Here is a 22,907-nt window from a genome sequence, read left to right as displayed (position 1 = left end):
CGGATGAGAGACTAGCCCTGCCCTTCGGAGGCCGCCGAGGCCTCCTTGGGTGCCTGCCAGCCACCGCCGACCGCCTTGTAGAGTGCAACCTGGTTGCTCAGCTGGGCCAGGCGGGTGCTGATGAGCCCCTGCCGTGCGCTGAACAGGGTGCGCTGGGCATCGAGCCGGGTGAGATAACTGTCCACCCCCTGCTCGTAGCGGAACTCCGCCAGCTTGAAGTAGGTCTGGTTGGCATCCACCAGATCCTGCTGGGCCTGCAGCTGCTGCTGGTAGTCCGCCTGGGCACCGAGCGTATCCGCGACCTCCTTGAAGGCGGTCTGGATGCTCTTCTCGTAGCTCGCCACCGCCTGTTTGGTGCCGACCTCGGCTACATCCAGATCTGCAATGCGCTTGCCACCGTCGAAGATGGGCAGGTTTATCTGGGGCATGAAGGTCCAAGTGCCGGTGCCGCCGTCAAACAGCCCGCTCAGCTGATTGCTGGCGGTGCCCGCCGTCGCGGTGAGCGAGATGGTCGGGAAGAAGGCGGCACGGGCCGCGCCTATATTGGCGTTGGCCGCCTTCAGGCTGTGCTCCGCCGCCAGTATGTCGGGCCGCTGTTGCAGCAGGCTGGAGGGGGCCCCCACCGGGATCGGCGCCAGTTGCACCTCGGCCAGGGTCGCCGGTTGGCCTTCCTGCACGGGCACTTCTGTGCCGAGCAGCAGGGTCAGGCCATTTCTGTCCTGTTTCACCTGGCGCTGGTATTGCGCCTGGCTGACCCGGGCGTTCTCGAGCGCCGTGCGCCCCTGCGCCAGCTCCATCTCGGAGGCCGCTCCCAGCCGGTACTTGTGCTGGGTCAGGGCATAGCTCTCCTGCTCGGTCGCCAGCGTCGCCTGGCTCAGGGCCAGCAGCTCCTGATCCGCCAGCAGGGTGAGGTAGGCATTCGCCACCGAGGCGATCAGCGCTATCTGGGTGCTCCGCTGGGTCTCGATCTGCGCCAGGTAGTTCTCCAGCGCCTGATCTTTCAGGCTCTGGATCCGGCCAAACAGATCCAGCTCATAGGCGGTGATGCCGATGTCGGCGCCGTACTGGCTGCTGATGTTCCCCTGCCCCGTGCTGCTGAGATCGTCGGATCCCTGCTGACGGGTGCCGGAGCCGCTGGCGGCCAGGGTCGGCAACTGGGCCGCCCGCTGGATCCGGTATCTCGCCTCATAGGCCTCGACGTTGAGGGCCGCGAGCCGCAGATCCCGGTTGTTCTCCAGGGCGGTGTCGATCAGCTTTTGCAGTGCCGGATCGAGGAACTGTTGCTGCCAGGGCGCCAATGCCCCCTGGGTGGCGAGGTTCTCTTGCCAGGAGGCGCCTTGCGGCACCTCGGGGCGTTGGTAATCGGGGGCCATGGAACAGGCCCCCAGCAGCAGCGTCACACTCAGGGCGACCAGGGTCTTAGTCATGTTGGGTCTCCTTGGTCAGCGCGACGCGCTCCTCGGCTGAACTGTGTTTGGTGAAGTAGCGCATCACCAGCACGAAGAACAACGGTACGAAGAAGATGGCGAGCACGGTGGCCGTGATCATCCCCCCCATCACGCCGGTACCGATGGCGTTGCGGCTGCTGGCGCCGGCACCTGTGCTGATCACCAGCGGCAAGACGCCGAGGATGAAGGCAAGGGACGTCATCAGGATCGGACGCAGACGCTGACGGGAGGCTTCCACCACCGCATCGCCGAGTTTCATCCCCTTGTCATGGAGCTCCTTGGCGAACTCGACGATCAGGATGGCGTTCTTGGCCGAGAGCCCTATGGTAGTGAGCAGGCCCACCTGGAAGTAGACGTCGTTCTCAAGCCCGCGCAGGGTTGCGGCCAAAATGGCCCCCAGCACCCCGAGCGGCACCACCAGCATGACCGAGAATGGAATACTCCAGCTCTCGTAAAGCGCCGCCAGACAGAGGAAGACCACCAGCAGCGAGATGGCGTAGAGCGCCGGCGCCTGGGAGCCTGCCTGACGCTCCTGGAAGGAGAGCCCTGTCCACTCGATGCCGATGCCTTCCGGCAGTTGTTTCACCATCTGCTCGATGGCCGCCATGGCGTCACCGGTACTCTTGCCCGGCGCAGCTTCACCGACGATCTCCATGGCGGAGACACCGTTGTAGCGCTCCAGGCGGGGCGAGCCGAAGCTCCACTCGGTACTGGCAAAGGCGGAGAAAGGCACCATCTGGCCCGTGCTGTTGCGCACGTACCACAGCTTGAGATCCTCCGGGTTCATCCGGAAGGGGGCATCCGCCTGCAGGTAGACCTTCTTGACCCGGCCTCTGTCGACGAAGTCATTGACGTAGGAGGAGCCCCAGGCCGCCGACAGGGTGTTGTTGATGTCGCTGATGGAAAGCCCCTGGGCCAGCGCCTTCTCGTAGTCGATCTTGATGTCGAGCTGGGGGGTGTCTTCCATCCCGTTCGGGCGTACCCGTACCAGGTTGGGATCCTGCGCCGCCATGCCGAGCAACTGGTTGCGCGCCTGCATCAGCTTCTCGTGACCCAGACCACCACGGTCCTGCAGGAAGAAGTCGAAGCCGGTGGCCGTGCCGAGTTCAGGGATGGGGGGCAGGTTGAAGGCAAAGACCTGCGCCTCCTTGATGCTGAACAGATACCCCATGGCGCGGCCTATGATGGCATTGGCGCTGCGCTCTTCCCCTTTACGCTCGCTCCAGTCCTTCAACTTGATGAAGGCCATGCCGCTGTTCTGGCCGCTACCGGCGAAGCTGAAGCCCGCCACCGTCAGCACGGAGTCGACGTTATCCTTCTCGTTTTCGAGGAAGTAGTCGCGCATGTCGGCCAGCACCACCTCGGTACGCTCCTTGGTGGCCCCCACCGGCAGCTGCACCATGGACATGATGACCCCCTGATCCTCTTCCGGCAGGAAGGAGGTGGGCAGACGCATGAAGAGCACCGCCAGCACCGCCAGCATGGCCAGGTAGATGATGCCGTAGCGGGTCCCCTGCTTGATCACCTTGCGCACACCGTTCTGGTAGCGGTTGGCATTGGTATCGAAGAAGCGGTTGAACCAGCCGAAGAAGCCGCGTTGGGCACCAAACTCCCCGTGTTTCATGGGTTTGAGCAGGGTGGCACAGAGCGCCGGGGTCAGGATCAGCGCCACCAGCACCGACAGCACCATGGCCGAGACGATGGTCAGCGAGAACTGGCGATAGATGGCGCCGGTCGAGCCGCCGAAGAAGGCCATGGGCACGAACACCGCCGACAGCACCAGGGCGATGCCCACCAGGGCGCCGGTGATCTGGGTCATGGACTTGCGGGTCGCCTCCAGCGGGGAGAGCCCCTCCTCGCTCATCAGCCGCTCCACGTTCTCCACCACCACGATGGCGTCATCCACCAGCAGGCCGATGGCGAGCACCAGACCGAACATGGTCAGGGTGTTGATGGAGAAGCCGAAGGCTGCCATGACCCCAAAGGTACCGAGCAGTACCACGGGCACGGCGATGGTCGGGATCAGGGTCGCCCGGAAGTTCTGCAGGAACAGATACATAACGCAGAACACCAGGAAGATGGCCTCGATCAGCGTCTGCACCACCTCCTCGATGGAGATCTTCACGAACGGCGTGGTGTCGTAGGGGTAGACGATCTTCATGTTGGCCGGGAAGTAGGCTGAAAGTTCACCCAGCTTGGCACGTACCATCTCGGCGGTATCCAGCGCATTGGCTCCGGTGGCCAGCTTGATGGCAACCGCCGCCGTGGCCTGACCGTTGTAGAGCGCGGAGGCATCGTAACTTTCGCCGGCGAGCTCGACCCGGGCCACGTCTTTGAGCAGCACCTTGGAGCCATCCTGATTCACCCGCAACAGGATGTTGTTGAACTCCTCCGGGGTGGAGAGACGGGTCTGCCCCATGATGGTGGCGGTAAATTGCTGATCGCTCACCGCCGGGGTGCCCCCCAGCTTGCCGAACGCAACCTGGGCGTTCTGGGCCTGGATGGCGGCCTGCACGTCTCCCGGGGTCATCTGTACCCGGTTGAGCTTGTGAGGATCGAGCCAGACCCGCATGGAGTACTGGCTGCCGAACAAGGTGATGTCACCCACCCCGTCCAGCCGGCTCAGGGGCTCCTTGATGTTGGAGACCACGTAATCGGCGAGATCGTCGTTGGTCATGTTGCCATCGGTGGAGATGAAGGCGGCCACCATCAGGAAGCTGCTGGAAGTCTTCTGGACCCGGACACCCTGCTGCTGCACCTCTTGGGGCAGGAGCGACATGGCCTGCTGCAACTTGTTCTGCACCTGCACCTGGGCGATGTCGGGATCGGTGCCCGGCTTGAAAGTGAGGGTCACGCTGACGTTGCCGGACGAATCGGACTGGGCAGACATGTAGAGCAGGTGATCCAGCCCCGTCATGTTCTGCTCGATGATCTGGGTCACCGAGTCTTCCACCGTTTTGGCGGAGGCCCCCGGGTAGCTGGCGGAAATGCCGACGGCCGGCGGGGCTATGGTCGGGTACTGGGCGACCGGCAGGCCTATGATGGCCATGGCCCCGGCCAGCATGATCACCAGGGCGATCACCCAGGCGAAAATGGGTCTGTCTATGAAAAATCGTGCCATGAGGCGACTACTCCATCCTACTGCTTGGTGACCGGGGTCTGATTGGCCTGTGTGGTCGTGGTGTTGCCGGTGCGCTCAGCGGGCGCCACCACGGCACCGGGTTTGACCTTCTGCAAACCGGCCACTATCACCTTCTCGCCGGCATCGAGGCCGGATTCCACCACCCAGCTGTCGCCGACGACGCGGCTGAGCTGCACTTCCCGCAGCTCGACCTTGTTGTCCGCGGTCACCACCATGACGGTGGCCCCACCTTTCGGCGTGCGGGTCACGGCGGTCTGGGGCACCAGCAGGCCTTCTGGGCGCTCGCCCTCCTGCAGGGTGGCGCGCATGAACATGCCGGGCAGCAGCAGATCATGGGGATTCGGGACCAGGACCCGCAGGGTCACCATGCCGGTGGTCTCGTCCACGGTCACGTCGGAGAACTGCAAGGTCCCCTGCTCGCCGTACTGGCTGCCATCTTCCAGCTGGAAGCTGACCTTGGCGCCATCCTGTTTGCCCTGGGTCAGCTTGCCGGCGGCGACCTGACGCTTGAGGCGCAGCAGATCGGCGGTGGACTGACGCACATCCACGTACATGGGATCGAGCTGCGAGATGGAGGTGAGGCTGTCCGCCTGCTGGGCGGTGACCAGGGCACCCTCGGTCACCGCAGACTTGCCGATGCGGCCGCTGATGGGGGCCGTGATCCGGGTATAGGCCAGGTTGATGTTGGCGCTCTGCAGGGCGGCCTTGGCGGCCCCGATCTCGGCAACCTGCTGCTTCCAGGCCGCGTCGGCGTCGTCATACTCCTGACGGCTGATGGCTTTCACCTTCACCAGTTCGGCATAACGCTGGGCCTTGAGGCGGGCGCTCTGCTCGTTGGCCTGTGCCTTGGCCAGATTGGCCTTGGCACTGGCAACGGCGGCCTGATAGACGGCGGGATCGATCTGGTACAGCAACTGGCCAGCCTTGACGTCGCTACCCTCGGTGAACAGGCGCTTGAGGATGATGCCATTCACCTGGGGGCGCACCTCGGCCACCCGCAGGGGGGCGGTGCGGCCGGTGAGCTCGGACATGAGTTGCAGCGGTGCGGCATGGAGCGTGACCACGTCCACGGCAGCAGGCGGCATCTCGCCCGCCCCTTGCCCGGCCTCGCCCTTGTCGCCACAACCAACCAGCAGGCCGCTTGCCAACAAGGCAAGGCCCACCGAACGTGCGAGAATGTGTTTATGCATGGAGTTTCTGAGCCTCTGTTTCAAACAAAAAAAATCACAAAACCACAGGGTTTATGGGGTCCCTGTTGGTAAAACTGCGAAGATGAGGCAATATACATACATTCATAAATGTATGTAAGTAACTTTTTCCCCTTTTAACAGGTACGGATCCGATGGCCAGAAGAACCAAAGAAGAGGCGCAGCAGACCCGCTGCCACATCATGGGCACGGCCCTGAATCTGTTCTGCCAACAGGGATTGGCGAAGACCAACCTGACCGACATCGCCAAGGCGGCAGACCTGACCCGGGGTGCCATCTACTGGCACTTCAAGAACAAGGAGGAGCTGTTCGTCACCCTGTGGGAGGAGCTGTGCGCCCCCCTCTCCCACCAGATAGACGCCTGTGTGGATGAGCAGGAGCAGGATCCCCTCGGCAAGCTGCGCGGCTTCCTCAAGGAGGTGATGTACAAGATCAGCACCGAACCCGCCCACCAGCAGATGTTCACCATCATCTTCAACCTGGAGCCTCTGGAGGGAGAAGCCGAAGCCCTGAGGGATCACATGCGTCTGCAATCCATCAACTTCTTCCGGGATCTGGAGATCACCCTGGGCAACGCCGTGCGCCTCGGCCACCTGCCCCAGGGGCTGGATCTACGCCGTGCCACCACCCTGCTGCACTGCACCCTGGACGGCTACATCATCAACTGGCTGCACTTCCCGGAGCGCATCAACCTGATTCAGGAGGCCGACTTCCTGCTCGACACCCTGTTCGGCCTGCTCGCCAACCCCTCGCCCTCGCTTCTGCGCCGCCCCTGATGGCGCTGGCGCCGCCAAGGGCCGGGGAGGATCCTCAGCAGATCTGAACAGAGCGGGGCAAATTTGCTAGAGTAGCCGCCCACCTTAGAGACGAGCCCTATGCCACTGTCACTCTCACCCGCCCAAGGCACCCAGAGCGCTGCCCCGCTGGCGCCCCGCCTCGCCCTCATCGGCCAGGCCCACTCCCCCTTCCTGGCCCGCTTGCAGCCGGGCGCCCACCTGCTGGAAGCCGGCTGCGGCGCGGGGGAGGATCTGCACCATTTTCGGGAGCTGGGGTTCATGGTCACCGCCTTCGATGCCAGCCTGAGCCAGGCCAGCACCGCCTCGTGCCTGTGCGGCCAGCCGGTGCGGGTCTGCCGCTTCGAGCAGATGCACAACGTGCTGCCCTATGACGGCGTCTGGGCCAGCGGCTCGCTGCCCTGCCTCACCGAGGATGAGCTGGTCCCCGCCCTGATGCACCTCGCCGGCCTGCTCAAACCCCAGGGGCCCCTCTACTGCTCCTTCCCCTATGGCGAGAATGAACCCGGCAGCCCCTTGCCCCTCTCACAGGACGAATACCCGCTGCTGACCCGGCTCGATGAGGCACGGTTGCAGCAGCTGATCGCCCCCCTGCCGTTTGAGCTGCATCACAGCTGGTGCAGCGACGATGCCGTGCACGGCCGCTGGCTCCATGCCCTGCTGATCCGCGACCCCAATCCCGCCACAATCAATCAATATCGCGGCCGTCGTTCCAGACAGGGTGCCCGACGCGATTCAGCATCCAGATAACAATATTTAACTCTGAGTTAACCAGGTGATGGCAGACAAGATGCGGCATTTGTGTTAAAAAGCGGCATTAAAATCAAGATTAAATAACAAAACAGACACCAACACCTGGATTCCCCCATGAAACTCGTCCTCAATCTGATTGCCGGTATCCTCGCCGGTCTCCTGCTCGGCCTCTACGCCCCGGAATGGGTCGCACGGGTGCTGTTCACGGCCAAGACGGTGATAGGTCAGCTGATCACCTTCACCATTCCGCTCATCATCCTGTTCTTCATCATGAGCGGCATCGCCAGCCTGCCGAAGAACTCCGGCAAGCTGCTCGGCAAGACGGTGGCCCTCTCCTACTGCTCCACCATACTGGCGGGCCTGTTCGCCTTCACGGTGGCGAGCCAGCTGATCCCGCAGCTGACCACCGCCGCCGAGCCCACGGCGCAAGCCGCCATCAAGCTCAGCTCCTACATCAGCCTCGAGATACCGCCGCTGTTCGGGGTAATGTCGGCCCTGGCCGCCGCCTTCGTGTTCGGCATCGGCATCAGCGCCACCCAGGCCACCGACCTGCGCCGGGTCGCCGATCAGGGCCGTGACATCATTGACCGCCTGCTGGCCCGCGTGATCATCCCGCTGCTGCCCTTCTACATCGCGGGCGTCTTCGTCGAGATGACGGTGGAAGGCACCGTGTTCGCCACTCTCAAGACCTTTGGCGTGGTGCTGGTGATGGCCATCGTCATGCACTGGCTCTGGCTCAGCCTGCTCTTCATCGGCACCGGGCTGGCGCTGGGTCGCTCCCCCGCCATGCTCATCAAGAACATGCTGCCCGCCTACTTCACCGCGCTTGGCACCATGTCCAGCGCCGCCACCATCCCGGTGGCCCTGCAGGCCAGCAAGAACAACGGTGTGAGCGACGGCATCGCCAACTTCACCGTGCCCCTGTGCGCCACCATTCACCTCTGTGGCTCCACCATCACGCTGGTGACCTGTGCCACCGCGGTGATGTTCCTCTCCGAGCACCTGGCCATCCCGGGCTATGGCACCATGCTGCCCTTCATCATGATGCTCGGCGTCATCATGATTGCGGCGCCGGGCGCCCCCGGCGGCGGCGTCATGTCTGCGCTCGGCCTGCTCACCTCCATGCTGGGTTTCGGTGAGGCCTCCATCGCCCTGATGATCGCCCTCTACCTGGCCCAGGACAGCTTCGGCACCGCCTGCAACGTCACCGGGGATGGCGTCATCGCCCTGTGGGCCGACCGCTTCGCCCAGAGCGAAGCGCCCCTGGCCGCACCGGAGCGTGACGCCGCCTGAGGGCCTGCACCACAATAAAAAAACGGGAGCCACTGGCTCCCGTTTTTGTTGATGCACCGTGATGAAGGCAGGTTCAGCCCCGGCGACGGATCACCCCTTCCTGCATGGTGCTCGCCACCAGCACGCCGTCGCGGGTGAAGAACTGGCCGCGTACCAGACCACGCCCGCCGCTGGCACTCGGGCTGTCTACCACGTAGAGCAGCCAGTCATCGAGCCGGAACTCCCGGTGGAACCACATGGAGTGATCTATGGTGGCCACCTGCATGTCCGGCTCCCAGTACGACACCCCATGGGGCTGCAGGGCGGCAAACAGGAAGTGGAAGTCGGAGGCATAGGCGAGCAGGTAGTTGTGCACCCGCTGATCGTCCGGCACCGGGCCGTTGGCCTTGAACCAGGTGTAGCGCAGCGGCTCGTGCACATCCGGGCGAATGGGATCAACCAGGGTCACGGGGCGGATCTCGATGGGCTTCTCGCACAGGATCTTGTCCCGCAGGGCCGCCGGGATCATCTGCTCGTAGGGGCGCACCAGCTCCAGCTCGCTCTTGAGCTGCTCGGGGGGCGTGATGCCTTCGGGCATCTGGGCCTGATGCTCGAAGCCTTCGGCCTCCACCTGGAAGGAGGCGTTGAGGTAGAAGATGGGTTTGCCATTCTGAATGGCCTTGACCCGACGGGTGGAGACGGTCTGGCCGTCGCGGATGTTCTCCACGTCGTAGACGATGGGCTTGTTGGCATCCCCCGGGCGCAGGAAGTAGGAGTGACAGCTGTGGACCTGGCGATCGAGGGCGACCGTCTGCTTGGCGGCTGACAAGGCCTGCCCCATCACCTGTCCGCCAAACACGGATCGCAATCCGAGATCCTGGCTCTGGCCCCGAAACAGGCCCTCCTCGATCTTCTCAAGCGCCAGCAGTGCCAGCAGCTCATCCAGTACCTTGCTCATTGGTTTCTCCTGTATCTGTGCGCGAAAGGCTAACAAGCCAGCCCCTGCAGGGCAACCATCCTGATCCACATCCCACAGCAACAACCCCCTCCCGACCTCCCATTTCAACAGGGGGAGGAGCATGTCCGACCCTGTCTCTCAGCCCTGTGCACTTTGAGTCGCAGTCAATTCCGGCGGGAGCCGCAAACAAAAAGCCCGCACCAGAGGGTGCGGGCTTTGTTAGCCGAGGCCAATCACGTCAGGCACGGAGGCGGCTTACTTGCTGCCGGTACCGGAGTTGCGGGTCGAGGCTTGCGGCTTGCGGCGGGCCGTGGTGCTGCGCGCACGCGGCTCCATGCCCTGCATGTCCTTGTGGCGCTTGACGGCGCGGCGGATCTGGGCGGCCTGCTTGTGGCGGGTGCTCTTGCCATCCTGCTGCAGGTCGACCTTGGACTCGGTCTCGTTGGGCAGGTTGACCAGGCCGCGCAGGTAGTTCACCTCGGGCAGTTTCAGTTCCTGCCAGCCACCACGGGGAATGCCGCGATCCAGAGTGACGTCACCGTAGCGAATACGCATCAGGCGGCTCACCTGCACTTCCTGGGATTCCCACAGGCGGCGCACTTCACGGTTGCGACCCTCGGTCAGGGTGACGTTGAACCACTGGTTCAGCCCTTCACCGCCGGCCGGCTTGATCTTGTTGAACTTGGCCATGCCGTCTTCCAGCTGCACACCCTTGCGCAGGCGCTGCAGCATGGCTTCGGTTATCTCGCCAAAGACACGCACCGCATATTCCCGCTCCACTTCGTGGCTCGGGTGCATCAGCCGGTTGGCCAGCTCACCGTCGGTGGTGAACAGCAAGAGGCCGGAGGTGTTGACGTCGAGGCGACCCACCGCAATCCAGCGGGCTCCGTCCATCTTGGGCAGACGATCAAACACGGTGGGACGACCTTCCGGATCGTGACGGGTACACATCTCCCCTTCGGGTTTGTGGTACGCCAGCACGCGGCAGATCTGCTCTTCCGCCGCACGGGTCTTGACCTGGTGACCATCCACCCGGATCACGGCGTTCACTTCGACGCGATCCCCCAGCATGGCGACCTTGCCATCCACGCTGACCCGACCTGCGGTGATCAGGGCCTCCATCTCACGACGGGAGCCTTGACCCGCGCGGGCCAATACTTTTTGCAGTTTTTCACTCATCGGGTTTACCTGATTGTTGATCGCTGCCCGCTGACATAGCGGACAACATTGACTCCTATGACGCGCCCTCGGGCATCGTCACCACGTTCATTCTCAAGACGGCCTGCCGCTTATTGACCGTCGCTCCCCTCGCCCAGCATGACCGGCAAGGGGGAGTGCAGTTCGGGATCCAGCTCGGGGAGCTGCTCCAGACTCTGCAGATTGAAATAGTCCAGAAATTCTCGGGTGGTGGCGAGCAGCTCGGGGCGACCCACCACCTCCTTGTGACCTATGCTGCGCACCCAGCCGCGCTCTTTCAGGGTATTGATGATCTGGCTCGATACCGCCACCCCGCGGATGGCTTCTATCTCGGCCCGGGTGATGGGCTGACGATAGGCAATCAGAGTCAGGGTTTCCAACACGGCGCGGGAATAGCGGGGCGCCCGTTCGCTCCACAGCCTTGAGAGCTCCTCGGCATACTCCTGGCGGGCCTGGAAGCGCCAGCCGGAGGCGACCTCCTTGAGCTCCACCCCCCGCTCGCTGTAGTCCTGCCTGAGCTCCGCCAGCAGCAGCTGCACATAGCGGCTGGTGACAGGGTAATCCGAGAGCACCCCGGCCTTGAGCTCGCTCACCGTGAGCGGGCGGCCGGCCACGAACAGCGCCGCCTCGATCAGGGTCTTCAGCCGTTCAGCTGGCAGCGCCATGACGCATCCCTCCCTGAGTCAGGGTCTTGAGTCGTTCAATGGGCAGCGCCACGGTTGCCCTCCTCGCCCTGCTCGGCCAATGCAAAATGGATGGGCCCCAGCGGCTCGGCCTGCAGGATCCAGATAAGCTGCTCCTTGCACAGCTCCAGCAGGGCCAGGAAGGTCACCAGCACCCCCATGCGCCCCTCTTCGGCCCGCAGCACCTGCTCCAGCCGCAGGGTCTGGCCCAGAGACAACATGGCGAGGATCTCCGCCATGCGCACCCGGGTCGGGATCTGCTCGCGGCGGATCTGGTGATGTTCAAAATGAGTCGCGCGTTTTACCACACTTTGCATGTAAAGGGCGAGCTCAACCAGCGAAACATCGGGAGCCAGCGGCTTCAAAGCGCCAAAATCCGGTGGCAGGGCGGTGGCGATGAAGATCTCCCGCTCCAGCCTCGGCAAGGCGTTGACCCGCTCTGCGCCCAGCTTGAAGCGCTCGTACTCCTGCAGCCGACGGATCAGGGTGACGCGAGGGTCTTCCCCATCATCCTCGTCTTCCAGCTCCGGGGCCTTGGGCAGCAGCAGGCGGGATTTTATCTCCGCAAGCCAGGCCGCCATCAGCAGGTATTCCGCCGCCAGCTCCAGATTGAGCCCCTGCATCAGCTCCACGTACTCCATGTACTGGGCGGTGATCTGCAGGATAGGCAGGTTCAAGATGTCGAGCTGCTGACGCCGGATGAGGTAGAGCAGCAGATCCAGCGGCCCCTCGAAGGTGTCGAGAAACACCTCGAGCGCATCGGGAGGAATAAACAAATCCTGGGGCAGCTCATGGTAGGGCTGCCCCAGCACTTTCGCGATGGGCGGGGGAAGCAGTACCTCCCCCATCGCACCCGGTGCGATCATCGTCTCGGGTACGGGCTCGGCAGTATCACTCAAACGGCGTCGGATCCCCGGCACCGCGACGGCGCAGCACGGGCTCGTCGTCGGAGAAGTCCACCACAGTAGTGGGTTGCTCACCCAGATAGCCGCCGTTGACCACCAGATCCAGCTGCTTGCCGAGCTTGTCGAAGATCTCTTCGGGGTCGAACTCCGCCATCTCGGAGCCCGGCAGGATCAAGGTGGTGGAGAGCAGCGGCTCACCGAGGGCCTCGAGCAATGCGAGCGCTATATTGTTGGCGGGCACCCGGATGCCGATGGTCTTCTTCTTCTCGTTCATGAGGCGGCGTGGCACCTCCTTGGTGGCCTTGAAGATGAAGGTGTAGGGCCCTGGGGTGTTGTTCTTCACCAGCCGGAAGGCGGTGTTGTCCACCTTGGCGTAGGTGGAGATCTCCGAGAGATCCCGGCACACCAGGGTGAAGTCGTGATTCGGCTCGATGCGGCGGATGCGGCAGATGCGCTCAAGCGCATCCTTGTTGCCCATCTGGCAGCCCAGGGCATAACCGGAGTCGGTAGGATAAACGATGACGCCGCCGTTTTGCAGGATCTGCACCGCCTGACCGATGAGGCGAACCTGGGGATTGTCCGGGTGTACGTAAAAATGCTGACTCATATGCTCTTCTCGCGATAGGGGCACACCGGGTGCCCGCTTCATGGTCACGGGCCCCTTGGCCCATGACACTACCTTACCCTGTTTGGCACAGACTCGCCCGCACCAAAGATGCTGGCCCGCCCATTGTGCTCAGCGGCTGGCCAGCAGACTGGCATGCTGCTCCTGGCTGAGCCCAAAGTGATCGGGGTGTCCGAGCCAGAGCGGCATGCCCTCCTTGGGCAGCCACAGATGGCGGCCCAGCTCGGTCCAGTTGGAGGGGAAGTGAAAATCGGACCCCACCGAGATGTAGAGGTCGTGATCCTTGGCCCATTGACCGAGGTTGGCCCGCTCCTGGGGGCTCTGCTGGGGCAGGGAGACCTCCATGGCATCGCCACCGGCCGCCTTGAAAGCCACCAGCAGCCGCTTGATCCACTTGGCGGTGAGATCGTAACGGCTGGGGTGGGCCAGCACCGCCAGCCCGCCCGCGGCATGAATGGCGACGATGGCCTCCCCCATCTCGGGCCACTCGGCGGGCACATAGCCCTTGTTGCCCCGGCTCAGGTACTTCTTGAATACCTTTTGCATGTTGTCGGCCACCCCGCGCGCCACCAGCACCCGGGCAAAATGGGCACGGGTCACGGCGGCGTCACCGGCGAGCTGCTTGGCCTCTTCATAGGTGCCAGGGATGAGGCACTTCTCCAGACGGCGCCCTATTTCCTGGGCGCGCGCCTCGCGGCGGGCCCGCTGACCGGCCAGGAAGGTGACCAGCTGCGGATTTTTTTCATCTACTCCGAGCGCCACTATGTGGATCTCGTGGTGCTCCCACCCGGTGGAGATCTCGACCCCGCTCACCAGTCGCAGCGGCAACTGTTCGCTGTTGATCGTCTGGCGGACTTCATCAAGCCCGTCAAGGGTATCGTGGTCAGTGACCGCTAACACCTCAACCCCTTTCTCGGCGGCGCGGCGCACCAGATCGGCAGGGCTCAGCACGCCATCCGAGGCCGTGGTATGACAGTGAAGATCGAATCTCATCGGCTTGTTTCGCTCTCATCAGGGGGCCTGCTTGGGAAAAAGAAGGCAAAAAAGCGACTTGACTTGGCCGCGGCTTTATCGTTTTCTGTAGGCACTTCATTGCAAACATCTTTTTACAGGACTTTATCATGCAAACGACTTCCATCCTGACCATCTGGTGGTGGCACACTCCCTGACATGCGGGCGTGTGGTCGTTGCTGTACCTGTAATCTGACAGCAAATTAAGAACCCAAAGAAAAAGCCCGCTGACCCCAGCGGGCTTTTTTATTATCCGGCAAATGGACCTGTGATGAAACCGACAATTCAGACAAGTGCACTGACATGGCGATGGCGAACTCGCTGACGTGACGAAACCCCCATCCCAATTCGAGAGAAACGCCATGACCATCGGTTACACACAACACATGCAAGGGAAGGCATTATGACAGGCAACAAGACCCGGTTACCCCTGGGCGAATTCGATACCATCAGGCTCAATGCCCCTTATGTGACAGATCCCCTGGCGCTCTACACCCGACTCTGCCAGGACAGCCCCAACAACCTGCTGCTGGAATCGGTGGAGATCGACTCCAAGGCCGGCACCCAGAGCCTGCTGCTGGTGGATGCCTGCCTGCGCATCGAATGCCGTGGCCGCACAGTGCGGGTCCGTGCCCTCACCAGCAACGGCGTCCAGTTGCAGCGCCTGCTCGAGCAGCGCCTGAGCGCCGTCATCACCCAGACCCGAGTGGCGGACGAGCTGCAACTCGACTTCCCGGCCTCCGACCGCATCCTTGACGAAGACAGCCGCCTCAAGGGCAGCAGCGTGCTGGACGTGCTGCGCACCCTGCAACGGGAGCTTGAGTGCCAGCAGGGCAAAGAGGCGCTCTTCATGGGCGGCAGCTTCGCCTACGACCTCATCGCCTCCTTTGAAGAGTTGCCAGAAGTGCCTGAAGGGAGCAACGACTGCCCCGACTACTGCTTCTATGTGGCCGAGACCCTGATCACCATCGATCACATCAAGCAGAGCACGGCCCTGCTGGCCTGCCTCTTTGGCGGCGAGCAGGACGAGAGCCAGCTCGATGAGCGTTACGCCCAGCTGACCGCCCGCCTCGAGGCCTTCAAGCAGGCCTGCCAGCAGCCGCAACCGGGGGCTCAGGGCGCCAAGCCGCTCACTGGCAACCTCCAGATCGACAAGAGCGACAAGCAGTTCTGCGCCGAAGTGGAAAAACTCAAAGGCTTTATCCGCCGTGGCGACATCTTCCAGGTGGTGCCGTCCCGCAGCTTCTCCCTGCCCTGCCCCGACCCGCTGGCCGCCTATCGCCGCCTCAAGCAGACCAACCCCAGCCCCTACATGTTCTATGTGCAGGATGAGGGCTTCACCCTGTTTGGCGCCTCCCCGGAGAGCGCGGTCAAGTTCTGCGCCGCCAGCCGCCAGGTGGAGATGTACCCCATCGCCGGTACCCGTCGCCGCGGCCTCAACCCCGATGGCAGCATCAATCTGGATCTCGACGGTCGCATCGAGCTCGAGCTGCGTCAGGACGAGAAAGAGGTGGCCGAACACCTGATGCTAGTGGATCTCGGTCGCAATGACATCGCCCGCATCTCCGAGCCCGGCACCCGCTACGTGAAGGATCTGCTCAAAGTGGATCGCTACAGCCACGTGATGCACCTGGTCTCCCGGGTGGTGGGCCGCCTTCGTGCCGACCTTGACGCCCTGCACGCCTATCAGGCGTGCATGAACATGGGCACCCTGACCGGCGCCCCCAAGCTGCGAGCCAGCGAGCTTATCCGCATGGTGGAAGGCAAGCGCCGTGGCAGCTATGGCGGTGCCGTCGGCTACCTCAACGGCGCGGGGGAGATGGACACCTGCATCGTCATCCGCTCCGCCTTCGTGAAAGCGGGCCTGGCCCATGTCCAGGCCGGTGCCGGCGTGGTCTATGACTCCAAGCCCCAGGCCGAAGCGGACGAGACCCGCGCCAAGGCGGCCGCCGTGCTGGCCGCCATCGCCGCCAGCCATGGCACCTCCCTGCAAGCCCTGAGCGCCCAGCAGGAGCAACATAAGGACGTGAGCCATGACTAACATCTTCCTGCTCGATAACTTCGACTCCTTTACCTACAACCTCGTGGATCAGTTCCGCACCCTGGGCTATCCGGTGCGTATCTACCGCAACAGCCTGCCGGCGAGCCGCATCATGCAGGAGATAGAAGCCTGTGACGGTGATGCCGTGCTGGTGCTCTCCCCGGGACCGGGCGCCCCCCACGAGGCGGGCTGCCTCATCGATCTCATCAAGCTGGCCCGCGGCCGGGTGCCCATCCTCGGCATCTGCCTCGGTCATCAGGCCCTGTGCGAAGCCTACGGCGGCACCGTCGGGGCGGCTGGGGAAATCGTCCACGGCAAGCGATCGCTGATTGAGCACAACGGTCACGGCGCCTTCGCGGGGCTGCAAAGCCCCTTGCCGGTGGCCCGCTACCACTCCCTGGTGGCGACCTATGTGCCGGAGGAGTTGCAGGTGATTGCCCACTATCAGGGCATGCCCATGGCCATAGAGCAACGGGACGAGCGGGTGCTGGGCTTCCAGTTCCACCCGGAATCCATCATGACCTCGGAAGGGGCCCGCCTGCTGACCCAGGCCCTCGCCCACATCACCCGTCCAGAAAGCCACGTGCGGTAAGGAGACCCCATGCATCATCATCTCAACACCCTCTATCAGGGGCAGTCTCTCACCCGCGACGCCGCCCGCGACGCCTTCGGCCAGGTAGTCCGTGGCGAAGTGGATCCCATCGTCCTCGCCAGTCTCCTGACCGCCCTCAAGATCAAGGGGGAGACCCCGGAGGAGATCGCCGGCGCCGCCGAGGCCCTCTTGGCGGAAGCGCGCGACTTCCCGCGCCCGGACTATGCGTTCTGTGACATCGTCGGCACAGGTGGCGATGGCCTCAATACCATCAACGTCTCCACCACCTCGGCACTGGTGGCCGCCGCCTGCGGCCTGAAAGTGGCCAAGCACGGCAACCGCTCCGTCTCGAGCAAGTCGGGTTCCAGCGATCTGCTGGACAAGATGGGCATCAAGCTCGACATGAGCCCGGCCCAGGCTCGCCGCTGTCTGGACGAGCTCGGCATCTGCTTCCTGTTCGCCCCCCAGTACCACGCCGGGGTGCGCCACGCCATGCCGGTGCGCCAGGCCTTGAAAACCAGGACGCTATTTAACGTCCTGGGGCCGCTTATCAACCCGGCCCGCCCCAGCTACCAGCTGATGGGAGTCTATGCCCCCGAGCTGGTGCGTCCCATCGCTGAAACCCTGCTGGCACTGGGGCTGAAAACCGGTATGGTGGTACACGGCGCCGGGCTGGACGAAGTGGCCATTCACGGTCCGACCCAGGTGGCCGAGATCCGTGACGGCGAAATTCGCGAATACCTGCTCACCCCGGCCGACTTTGGCCTCGAGACCTACCCGGTCAGCGCCATTCAAGGGGGGGAGCCGGAAGAGAACCGTGCCATCACGGACGCCATCCTGGCAGGGGAAGGCACAGCGGCCCACAACGCCGCCATCGCCGCCAACGTGGCGCCGCTCCTGGTGATGGCGGGCAAGGCCCCGGACTTCAAGCAGGCGGCCGCACAGGTGCTGGCCAAGCTTTCAAGCGGTGAAACCCGCATGCTCGCCCAGGCCCTCGCCACCCTGAGCCATCAGGAGGCATGATGTCAGTCAGTACTCACGGCAGCCAACAAGGCAGTACCACTCTTAGCAAGGATATCGAGATGCTCGACCCCCTCTCCTCCCCCGATGCCTTCCTGAATCGGGCTTCCATCAACCAGACCATTCTCGGCAAAATCGTGGCCGCCAAGCAGGAGTGGGTCGCTGCCCGCAAGCTGGCCCAGCCCCTGGAGAACTTCCAGGGCGCCCTGGTGCCAAGCGATCGGGACTTCGAAGGCGACCTGCGGGCAGGCTCCACCCGCTTCATTCTCGAATGCAAGAAGGCCTCCCCCTCCAAGGGCTTAATCCGCGACGACTTCAGCCCGGAGGCCATCGCCGACATCTATGGCAACTACGCCACCGCCATCTCTGTGCTGACGGACGAGCAGTTCTTCCAGGGGGATTTTGCCTTCCTGCCCAGGGTGCGTGGCCGGGTCAAGCAGCCGGTGCTGTGCAAGGACTTCATGATTGACCCCTACCAGGTCTATCTGGCCCGCCACTATCAGGCAGACGCCATCCTGCTGATGCTCTCCGTGCTCACCGACGAGGGCTATCGCGCCCTGTTCAAGGTGGCCAAAGAGTTAGGTCTAGGGGTGCTCACCGAGGTGAGCAATGCAGAGGAGCGGGATCGCGCCATCGCCCTCGGTGCCCCCGTGATTGGCATCAATAACCGGGATCTGCGGGATTTGAGCGTGGATCTCGCCCGCACCAAACAGCTGGCGGCCGAGATCCCCGCCGATCGGGTGGTCATCAGCGAGTCCGGCATCAACCACCGCGCCCAGGTGGCGGAGCTGCGCGCCCATGCCAAGGGCTTCCTGGTGGGCTCCTCCCTGATGAGCGAGCCAGATCTGGAGGCCGCGGTGCGCAAGCTGGTGCTGGGTCAGAACAAGGTGTGCGGCCTGACTCGCCCCGAAGATGCCGCAGCAGCCCATCAGGCGGGTGCCGTGTTCGGTGGCCTCATCTTTGTCGCCAAGAGTCCGCGCTACGTGGACATTCCCGCCGCCCGCGCCGTGATGGCGGGCGCGCCGCTCTGTTACGTAGGGGTATTTCGCAATGCCCAGCCCCAGACCATAGCCAAGACGGTCGAGGCCCTGAACCTCGCAGCCGTGCAACTGCACGGGGATGAAGACGCCGCCTATATCGAGGCGCTGCGCCCCCTGCTGCCAGCCAACTGCCAGATCTGGAAGGCGGTCGGCATCACAAGCGGCGAGCCGCTGCCTGCCCTCGACTACCAGGTGGATCGCCTGCTGCTGGATACGAAAGTGGGCAGCCAGAGCGGCGGCACCGGCCAGGCGTTCGACTGGGCCCTGCTGGCCAATCTCGATAAAGCCAGGCTGATGCTGGCGGGGGGGCTCAATCCCGACAACGCCCTGCAGGCCGCCCAAGTGGGCTGTGTGGGCCTCGATTTCAACTCCGGGGTGGAGAGTGCCCCGGGCCAGAAGGATGCGCACAAGCTGGCGGCGGCCTTTGCCGGTCTGCGAACCCTCTAGTGACATGTACCAAATTAATGAACTGCGTTTGCCTATAAGCACAAGGAATAATGTATGACCCTGCTCAATCCGTTTTTCGGTGAATTTGGTGGTATGTATGTGCCCCAGATCCTCATCCCCGCCCTGCTCCAGCTGGAGAAGGCCTTCGTCGATGCCAAGGATGACCCGGCCTTCGTTGCCGAGTTTGGGGAACTCTTGACCGAGTATGCCGGGCGCCCGACGCCCTTGACCCTCACCCGCAATCTGACCAAGGGAACCAAGACCCGGCTTTACCTCAAGCGTGAAGACCTGCTGCACGGCGGCGCCCACAAGACCAACCAGGTGCTGGGTCAGGCCCTGCTCGCCAAACGCATGGGCAAGAGCGAGATCATCGCCGAGACCGGCGCCGGTCAACACGGCGTGGCGACGGCGCTGGCCTGCGCCCTGCTCGGCCTCAAGTGCCGGGTCTACATGGGTGCCAAGGATTGCGAGCGCCAGAAGCCGAACGTGTTTCGTATGAAGCTGATGGGCGCCACCGTCATTCCGGTGCACTCGGGCTCATCCACCCTCAAAGATGCCTGCAACGAGGCGCTGCGTGACTGGGCTGCCAACTACGACAGCGCCCACTACCTGCTCGGCACCGCCGCCGGCCCCCACCCCTTCCCCACCATAGTGCGGGAGTTCCAGAAGATGATCGGGGAAGAAGCCAAGGCCCAGTGCTTCGAGAAGGAAGAGCGCTTGCCCGACGCCGTGATCGCCTGCGTCGGCGGCGGCTCCAATGCCATCGGCATGTTTGCCGACTTCATCGATGAGCCGTCGGTGCGCCTTATCGGGGTCGAGCCCGGTGGTCACGGCATCGAGAGCGGCGAGCACGGTGCACCGCTCGGTCACGGCAGCAAGGGGGTCTTCTTTGGCATGCACTCCTACCTGATGCAGGACAAGCAGGGACAGATTCAGGAGTCCTACTCCGTCTCGGCGGGACTCGACTTCCCCTCCGTCGGCCCCCAGCACGCCCACCTGGCCTCCATCGGCCGCGCCGAGTATGTCTCTGTCACAGACAAGGAGGCGCTGGACGCCTTCCAGGAGCTGGCCAAATCAGAAGGCATCATACCGGCGCTGGAGTCCTCCCACGCCCTGGCCCACGCCCTCAAGATGGCCCGCAGTGAACCGGAAAAAGAGCAGGTGCTCATCGTCAACCTCTCCGGCCGTGGCGACAAAGATATCTTCACCGTTGCCGACATTTTCGAGAAAGAAGGAACCTTGTCATGAATCGCTACGCACAACTCTTCTCCCGTCTGGACAAGGCCAATCAGGGCGCCTTCGTGCCGTTCGTGATGCTGGGTGACCCCACCCCCGAATTGTCCCTGGCCATCGTCGATGCCCTGGTCGAAGGGGGCGCCGACGCCCTGGAGCTCGGCATTCCCTTCTCCGATCCGGTGGCGGACGGCCCCACCATTCAGGGTGCCGCCCTGCGGGCCTTTGCCAGCCACACCACCCCGGACGACTGCTTCGGCCTGCTTGCCCGCATCCGCGCCAAGTACCCGCAGCTCCCCATTGGCCTGCTGGTCTACGCGAACCTCGTCTATGTGCGCCACATCGACGGCTTCTACGAGAAGTGCCAGCAGGCTGGCGTGGATTCGGTGCTGGTGGCGGACGTGCCGGTGCAGATGTGCGCCCCCTACAAGGCGGCCGCCGACAAGTTCGGCATCGACAGCATCTTTATCGCCCCGCCCAACGGTGACTCCGAGACGCTCAAGGCAGTTGCCGAGCTTGGCTCTGGTTACACCTATCTGGTGAGCCGCGCAGGCGTCACCGGCGCCGAGACCAAGGCCGGCATGCCGGTGGATGGCCTCATCAACACCTTGCGCGAGTTCAACGCCCCCCCCGCCCTGCTCGGCTTTGGCATCAGCGAACCGGCTCAGGTGCGTGAAGCCATCAAGGCCGGCGCCGCCGGTGCCATCTCCGGCTCCGCCGTGGTGAAGATCATCGAGACCCACCACCAGAATCCGGAACATATGCTCACTCGTCTGAAAGAGTTTGTGGAGGGGATGAAGGCCGCGACCAATCGATAAGGAGTGGCTTTGGCCAAATGCCATTGGCCGTGAATGGTCAGGCTGCGTATCCGCCTTACGCATAGCGGCATCGTTGTATCACCCTATCAACGCATCAAAGGGAGCCTGACCGGCTCCCTTTCTCTTTCCTGCTTGCTGCCGCTCCCGACGTCTTTGTCCCCTCTCCTCTTGGGAGAGGGCTAGGGTGAGGGGAGTCAGGGTTCCCCGAAGGTTAACGATTTGATGGGTGCCCGTAGGTTCGAATAGCGAAGCGTATTCGGACGCTCGCGATCCGGGCGGAGTTAATCCGAACTCCCAATCCTGCGGATGCCCCTGATGGCGTGGCTTTGCCACGCAGGATGCGAGGACTCCGTCCTCGATGGGGTTTCGCCCGCCCTTCGGGCCTGGGCGAGTGACTTTTCTTTGCGTGGCCAAAGAAAAGTCACCCCCGTTTGTTCGCCCGACTGACGTCGGGTACCTTCGGCTCATCCTCTTGTCCAACGGCACGCGCCGATGGGCCTTTGGTCTTCGCCATCCATGGCTTCGGCCAAAGTCCGTTTCGAACATCCGTGTTCTCGCGCCAAATCGGGTCGAGCTGTGCTCGCCCTTTCCGATTTTGCCCATGCCCCAGCGCCGCTCGCTCGGCATCCTGCCTCGCGGCCTGGACAAGAGGGCTCGCCTCAGCGAATAAGAGGGGGATCAAAACCGTGCCGGCCCTCAGCTTCTGCCTAAACCGCAGATATGCACCCTCTCCCCCTGGGAGAGGGCTGGGGTGAGGGGAGTTTTCGCATTTCTGCTCACCCAACAGCCCACTTAAAACAGCAGTTGCTCACTAATTGATTGAACCAGCTCAGATTTCTATCAACCACCCCTTCCCATGCCTCGATCAGGGCCCTTAAGATAGCCAAACGACAATCAACCTCTCGGGAGGACACCATGGGAGTGATTGCTGATATCTCGCAGGTGAAAGCAGCGGAGTGGGGCTGAAACCCAGGGGCGGTAGCGTGGTTTTTGTAGGTTGGCGCAGAGCATAGCGAAGTCCAACAGATGAGCATTATTGCGCCAACCTGAGCGGGATAAATATGGATTTGGCAGATCCATAAAACAGATATTCAGATATATTCACGGTCAACTTTGGGCTTCACTTCGTTCAGCACCAACCTACGTTTTTTAGCTCAACATTTGAGATGTGGCAAAAAATACTTTGTTCACGAAAGCCACAGATATAATTTCCCTTGGGTAGAGAGGTCTGCAATCACCTAACTAGTGGTTTAAATCGTTCGCTTCGCCCACTCGGGACATCCAAAGCTTCGCTTTTGTACGCCCCTCAACCAAACTTTAGAGCCTAGGACATAACTTTGACAGGCATCGAAATAAAAGACATCACAATCATAATTAGCGGCCTTATAACTGCTGTATCGACACTACTTGCAGTCGTCATCACAAATCTTTTCAATTTAAAGCTATCAAAATCCAATTCTGAAACGCAAGCAAAGCAGAAATATGCCGAGCAGCGAATTCTAAAAATAGAAGAAACCTATCTTCTATTTGAAAAATGGGAAGTCAATTTTTCCAACATTTATCTGCATCATTTACGCTGCTACTCAGGAAAGCTAAGGAAGGTGCGAATAAGCGGGGAAATTCTTCTCGGCTGACTCAGTCATTTCATTTTTTCAGTTTGAGCCGATCTTTTCTCCCGTAAATGCCTTGAATCAGCCTATTTAGACCGTTTCTTCGCCAT

Annotated in this window: 19 protein-coding genes; 10 read left to right on the top strand and 9 right to left on the bottom strand. The window is 62.6% G+C overall.

What is annotated here, in order from left to right:
- Positions 1-11 precede the first annotated feature (11 nt).
- Genes KI797_RS06810 through KI797_RS06800 form a run of 3 tightly spaced genes read right to left on the bottom strand, consistent with a single transcriptional unit; the run spans position 12 to position 5,780 of the window.
- Positions 12-1,427 carry an efflux transporter outer membrane subunit gene (locus tag KI797_RS06810; protein WP_226172174.1) on the bottom strand — a complete coding sequence of 472 codons (1,416 nt, stop codon included), beginning with the start codon at positions 1,425-1,427 and terminating at the stop codon, positions 12-14.
- Positions 1,420-4,569 (bottom strand): efflux RND transporter permease subunit, encoded by a 3,150-nt coding sequence (locus KI797_RS06805; RefSeq protein WP_218409283.1) that lies wholly within the window; start codon positions 4,567-4,569, stop codon positions 1,420-1,422. The genes KI797_RS06810 and KI797_RS06805 overlap by 8 nt, the downstream gene beginning before the upstream one ends.
- Before the next feature lie 17 nt (positions 4,570-4,586).
- On the bottom strand, positions 4,587-5,780 hold the full coding sequence (locus KI797_RS06800) for an efflux RND transporter periplasmic adaptor subunit (protein ID WP_226172173.1): 1,194 nt from the start codon (positions 5,778-5,780) through the stop codon (positions 4,587-4,589).
- Positions 5,781-5,932: 152 nt separating this feature from the next.
- Here KI797_RS06800 and KI797_RS06795 point away from each other — a divergent pair, with 152 nt between their 5' ends.
- The 3 genes from KI797_RS06795 (at position 5,933) to KI797_RS06785 (ending at position 8,638) form a co-directional block, all read left to right on the top strand.
- Entirely contained in the window at positions 5,933-6,574 is a 642-nt protein-coding gene (locus KI797_RS06795) for a TetR family transcriptional regulator (protein ID WP_226172172.1), read from the top strand.
- 99 nt (positions 6,575-6,673) lie between these two features.
- Entirely contained in the window at positions 6,674-7,342 is a 669-nt protein-coding gene (locus KI797_RS06790; RefSeq protein ID WP_139750972.1) for a class I SAM-dependent methyltransferase, read from the top strand.
- 117 nt (positions 7,343-7,459) lie between these two features.
- On the top strand, positions 7,460-8,638 hold the full coding sequence (locus tag KI797_RS06785) for a dicarboxylate/amino acid:cation symporter (RefSeq protein ID WP_171273519.1): 1,179 nt from the start codon (positions 7,460-7,462) through the stop codon (positions 8,636-8,638).
- 73 nt (positions 8,639-8,711) lie between these two features.
- Here KI797_RS06785 and tesB read toward each other — a convergent pair whose 3' ends face one another.
- The 6 genes from tesB to rnm all read right to left on the bottom strand — a co-directional run bounded on the left by tesB (position 8,712) and on the right by rnm (position 13,978).
- Positions 8,712-9,575 (bottom strand): acyl-CoA thioesterase II, encoded by an 864-nt coding sequence (gene tesB, locus KI797_RS06780; RefSeq protein WP_005323471.1) that lies wholly within the window; start codon positions 9,573-9,575, stop codon positions 8,712-8,714.
- A gap of 255 nt (positions 9,576-9,830) precedes the next feature.
- The gene (gene rluB, locus KI797_RS06775) at positions 9,831-10,754 is read right to left on the bottom strand and encodes a 23S rRNA pseudouridine(2605) synthase RluB (RefSeq protein ID WP_139750970.1); all 924 of its coding nucleotides are present in this window, start codon (positions 10,752-10,754) and stop codon (positions 9,831-9,833) included.
- Between the two features lie 110 nt (positions 10,755-10,864).
- Positions 10,865-11,437 (bottom strand): SMC-Scp complex subunit ScpB, encoded by a 573-nt coding sequence (gene scpB, locus KI797_RS06770; RefSeq protein ID WP_139750969.1) that lies wholly within the window; start codon positions 11,435-11,437, stop codon positions 10,865-10,867.
- A 35-nt stretch (positions 11,438-11,472) separates the two neighbouring features.
- Positions 11,473-12,354: a segregation and condensation protein A gene (locus tag KI797_RS06765; protein ID WP_404801074.1), complete on the bottom strand. Its 882-nt coding sequence runs from the start codon at positions 12,352-12,354 to the stop codon at positions 11,473-11,475.
- Positions 12,347-12,967: an L-threonylcarbamoyladenylate synthase gene (locus KI797_RS06760; protein ID WP_005323475.1), complete on the bottom strand. Its 621-nt coding sequence runs from the start codon at positions 12,965-12,967 to the stop codon at positions 12,347-12,349. The genes KI797_RS06765 and KI797_RS06760 overlap by 8 nt, the downstream gene beginning before the upstream one ends.
- Before the next feature lie 129 nt (positions 12,968-13,096).
- Positions 13,097-13,978 carry an RNase RNM gene (rnm, locus tag KI797_RS06755; protein ID WP_226172171.1) on the bottom strand — a complete coding sequence of 294 codons (882 nt, stop codon included), beginning with the start codon at positions 13,976-13,978 and terminating at the stop codon, positions 13,097-13,099.
- A 421-nt stretch (positions 13,979-14,399) separates the two neighbouring features.
- Between rnm and KI797_RS06750 the strand changes: the two genes are divergently transcribed.
- The 7 genes from KI797_RS06750 to KI797_RS06720 all read left to right on the top strand — a co-directional run bounded on the left by KI797_RS06750 (position 14,400) and on the right by KI797_RS06720 (position 22,821).
- Positions 14,400-16,037 carry an anthranilate synthase component 1 gene (locus KI797_RS06750; protein ID WP_226172170.1) on the top strand — a complete coding sequence of 546 codons (1,638 nt, stop codon included), beginning with the start codon at positions 14,400-14,402 and terminating at the stop codon, positions 16,035-16,037.
- A complete protein-coding gene (locus tag KI797_RS06745) occupies positions 16,030-16,629 on the top strand; it encodes an aminodeoxychorismate/anthranilate synthase component II (protein WP_171273514.1) in 600 nt (199 codons plus the stop codon). The genes KI797_RS06750 and KI797_RS06745 overlap by 8 nt, the downstream gene beginning before the upstream one ends.
- 9 nt (positions 16,630-16,638) lie before the next feature.
- Positions 16,639-17,652, top strand: coding sequence for an anthranilate phosphoribosyltransferase (gene trpD / locus KI797_RS06740; protein ID WP_218409297.1), 1,014 nt, complete (start codon positions 16,639-16,641; stop codon positions 17,650-17,652).
- Positions 17,649-19,136, top strand: a complete 1,488-nt coding sequence (gene trpCF, locus KI797_RS06735; protein WP_226172167.1) for a bifunctional indole-3-glycerol-phosphate synthase TrpC/phosphoribosylanthranilate isomerase TrpF — start codon at positions 17,649-17,651, stop codon at positions 19,134-19,136. Before trpD ends, trpCF begins: the two co-directional genes overlap by 4 nt.
- A gap of 54 nt (positions 19,137-19,190) precedes the next feature.
- Positions 19,191-20,384, top strand: a complete 1,194-nt coding sequence (trpB, locus tag KI797_RS06730) for a tryptophan synthase subunit beta (protein WP_005323481.1) — start codon at positions 19,191-19,193, stop codon at positions 20,382-20,384.
- A complete protein-coding gene (gene trpA, locus KI797_RS06725; RefSeq protein ID WP_226172166.1) occupies positions 20,381-21,187 on the top strand; it encodes a tryptophan synthase subunit alpha in 807 nt (268 codons plus the stop codon). The genes trpB and trpA overlap by 4 nt, the downstream gene beginning before the upstream one ends.
- A gap of 1,337 nt (positions 21,188-22,524) precedes the next feature.
- Entirely contained in the window at positions 22,525-22,821 is a 297-nt protein-coding gene (locus tag KI797_RS06720; protein WP_226172165.1) for a hypothetical protein, read from the top strand.
- Positions 22,822-22,907 lie beyond the last annotated feature (86 nt).

It is taken from the genome of Aeromonas media, assembly GCF_020423125.1.
Classification (GTDB): Bacteria; Pseudomonadota; Gammaproteobacteria; order Enterobacterales; family Aeromonadaceae; genus Aeromonas; species Aeromonas media.
Note: the sequence above shows the minus strand (reverse complement) of the source record. Positions and strands in the feature narration are given on the sequence as shown.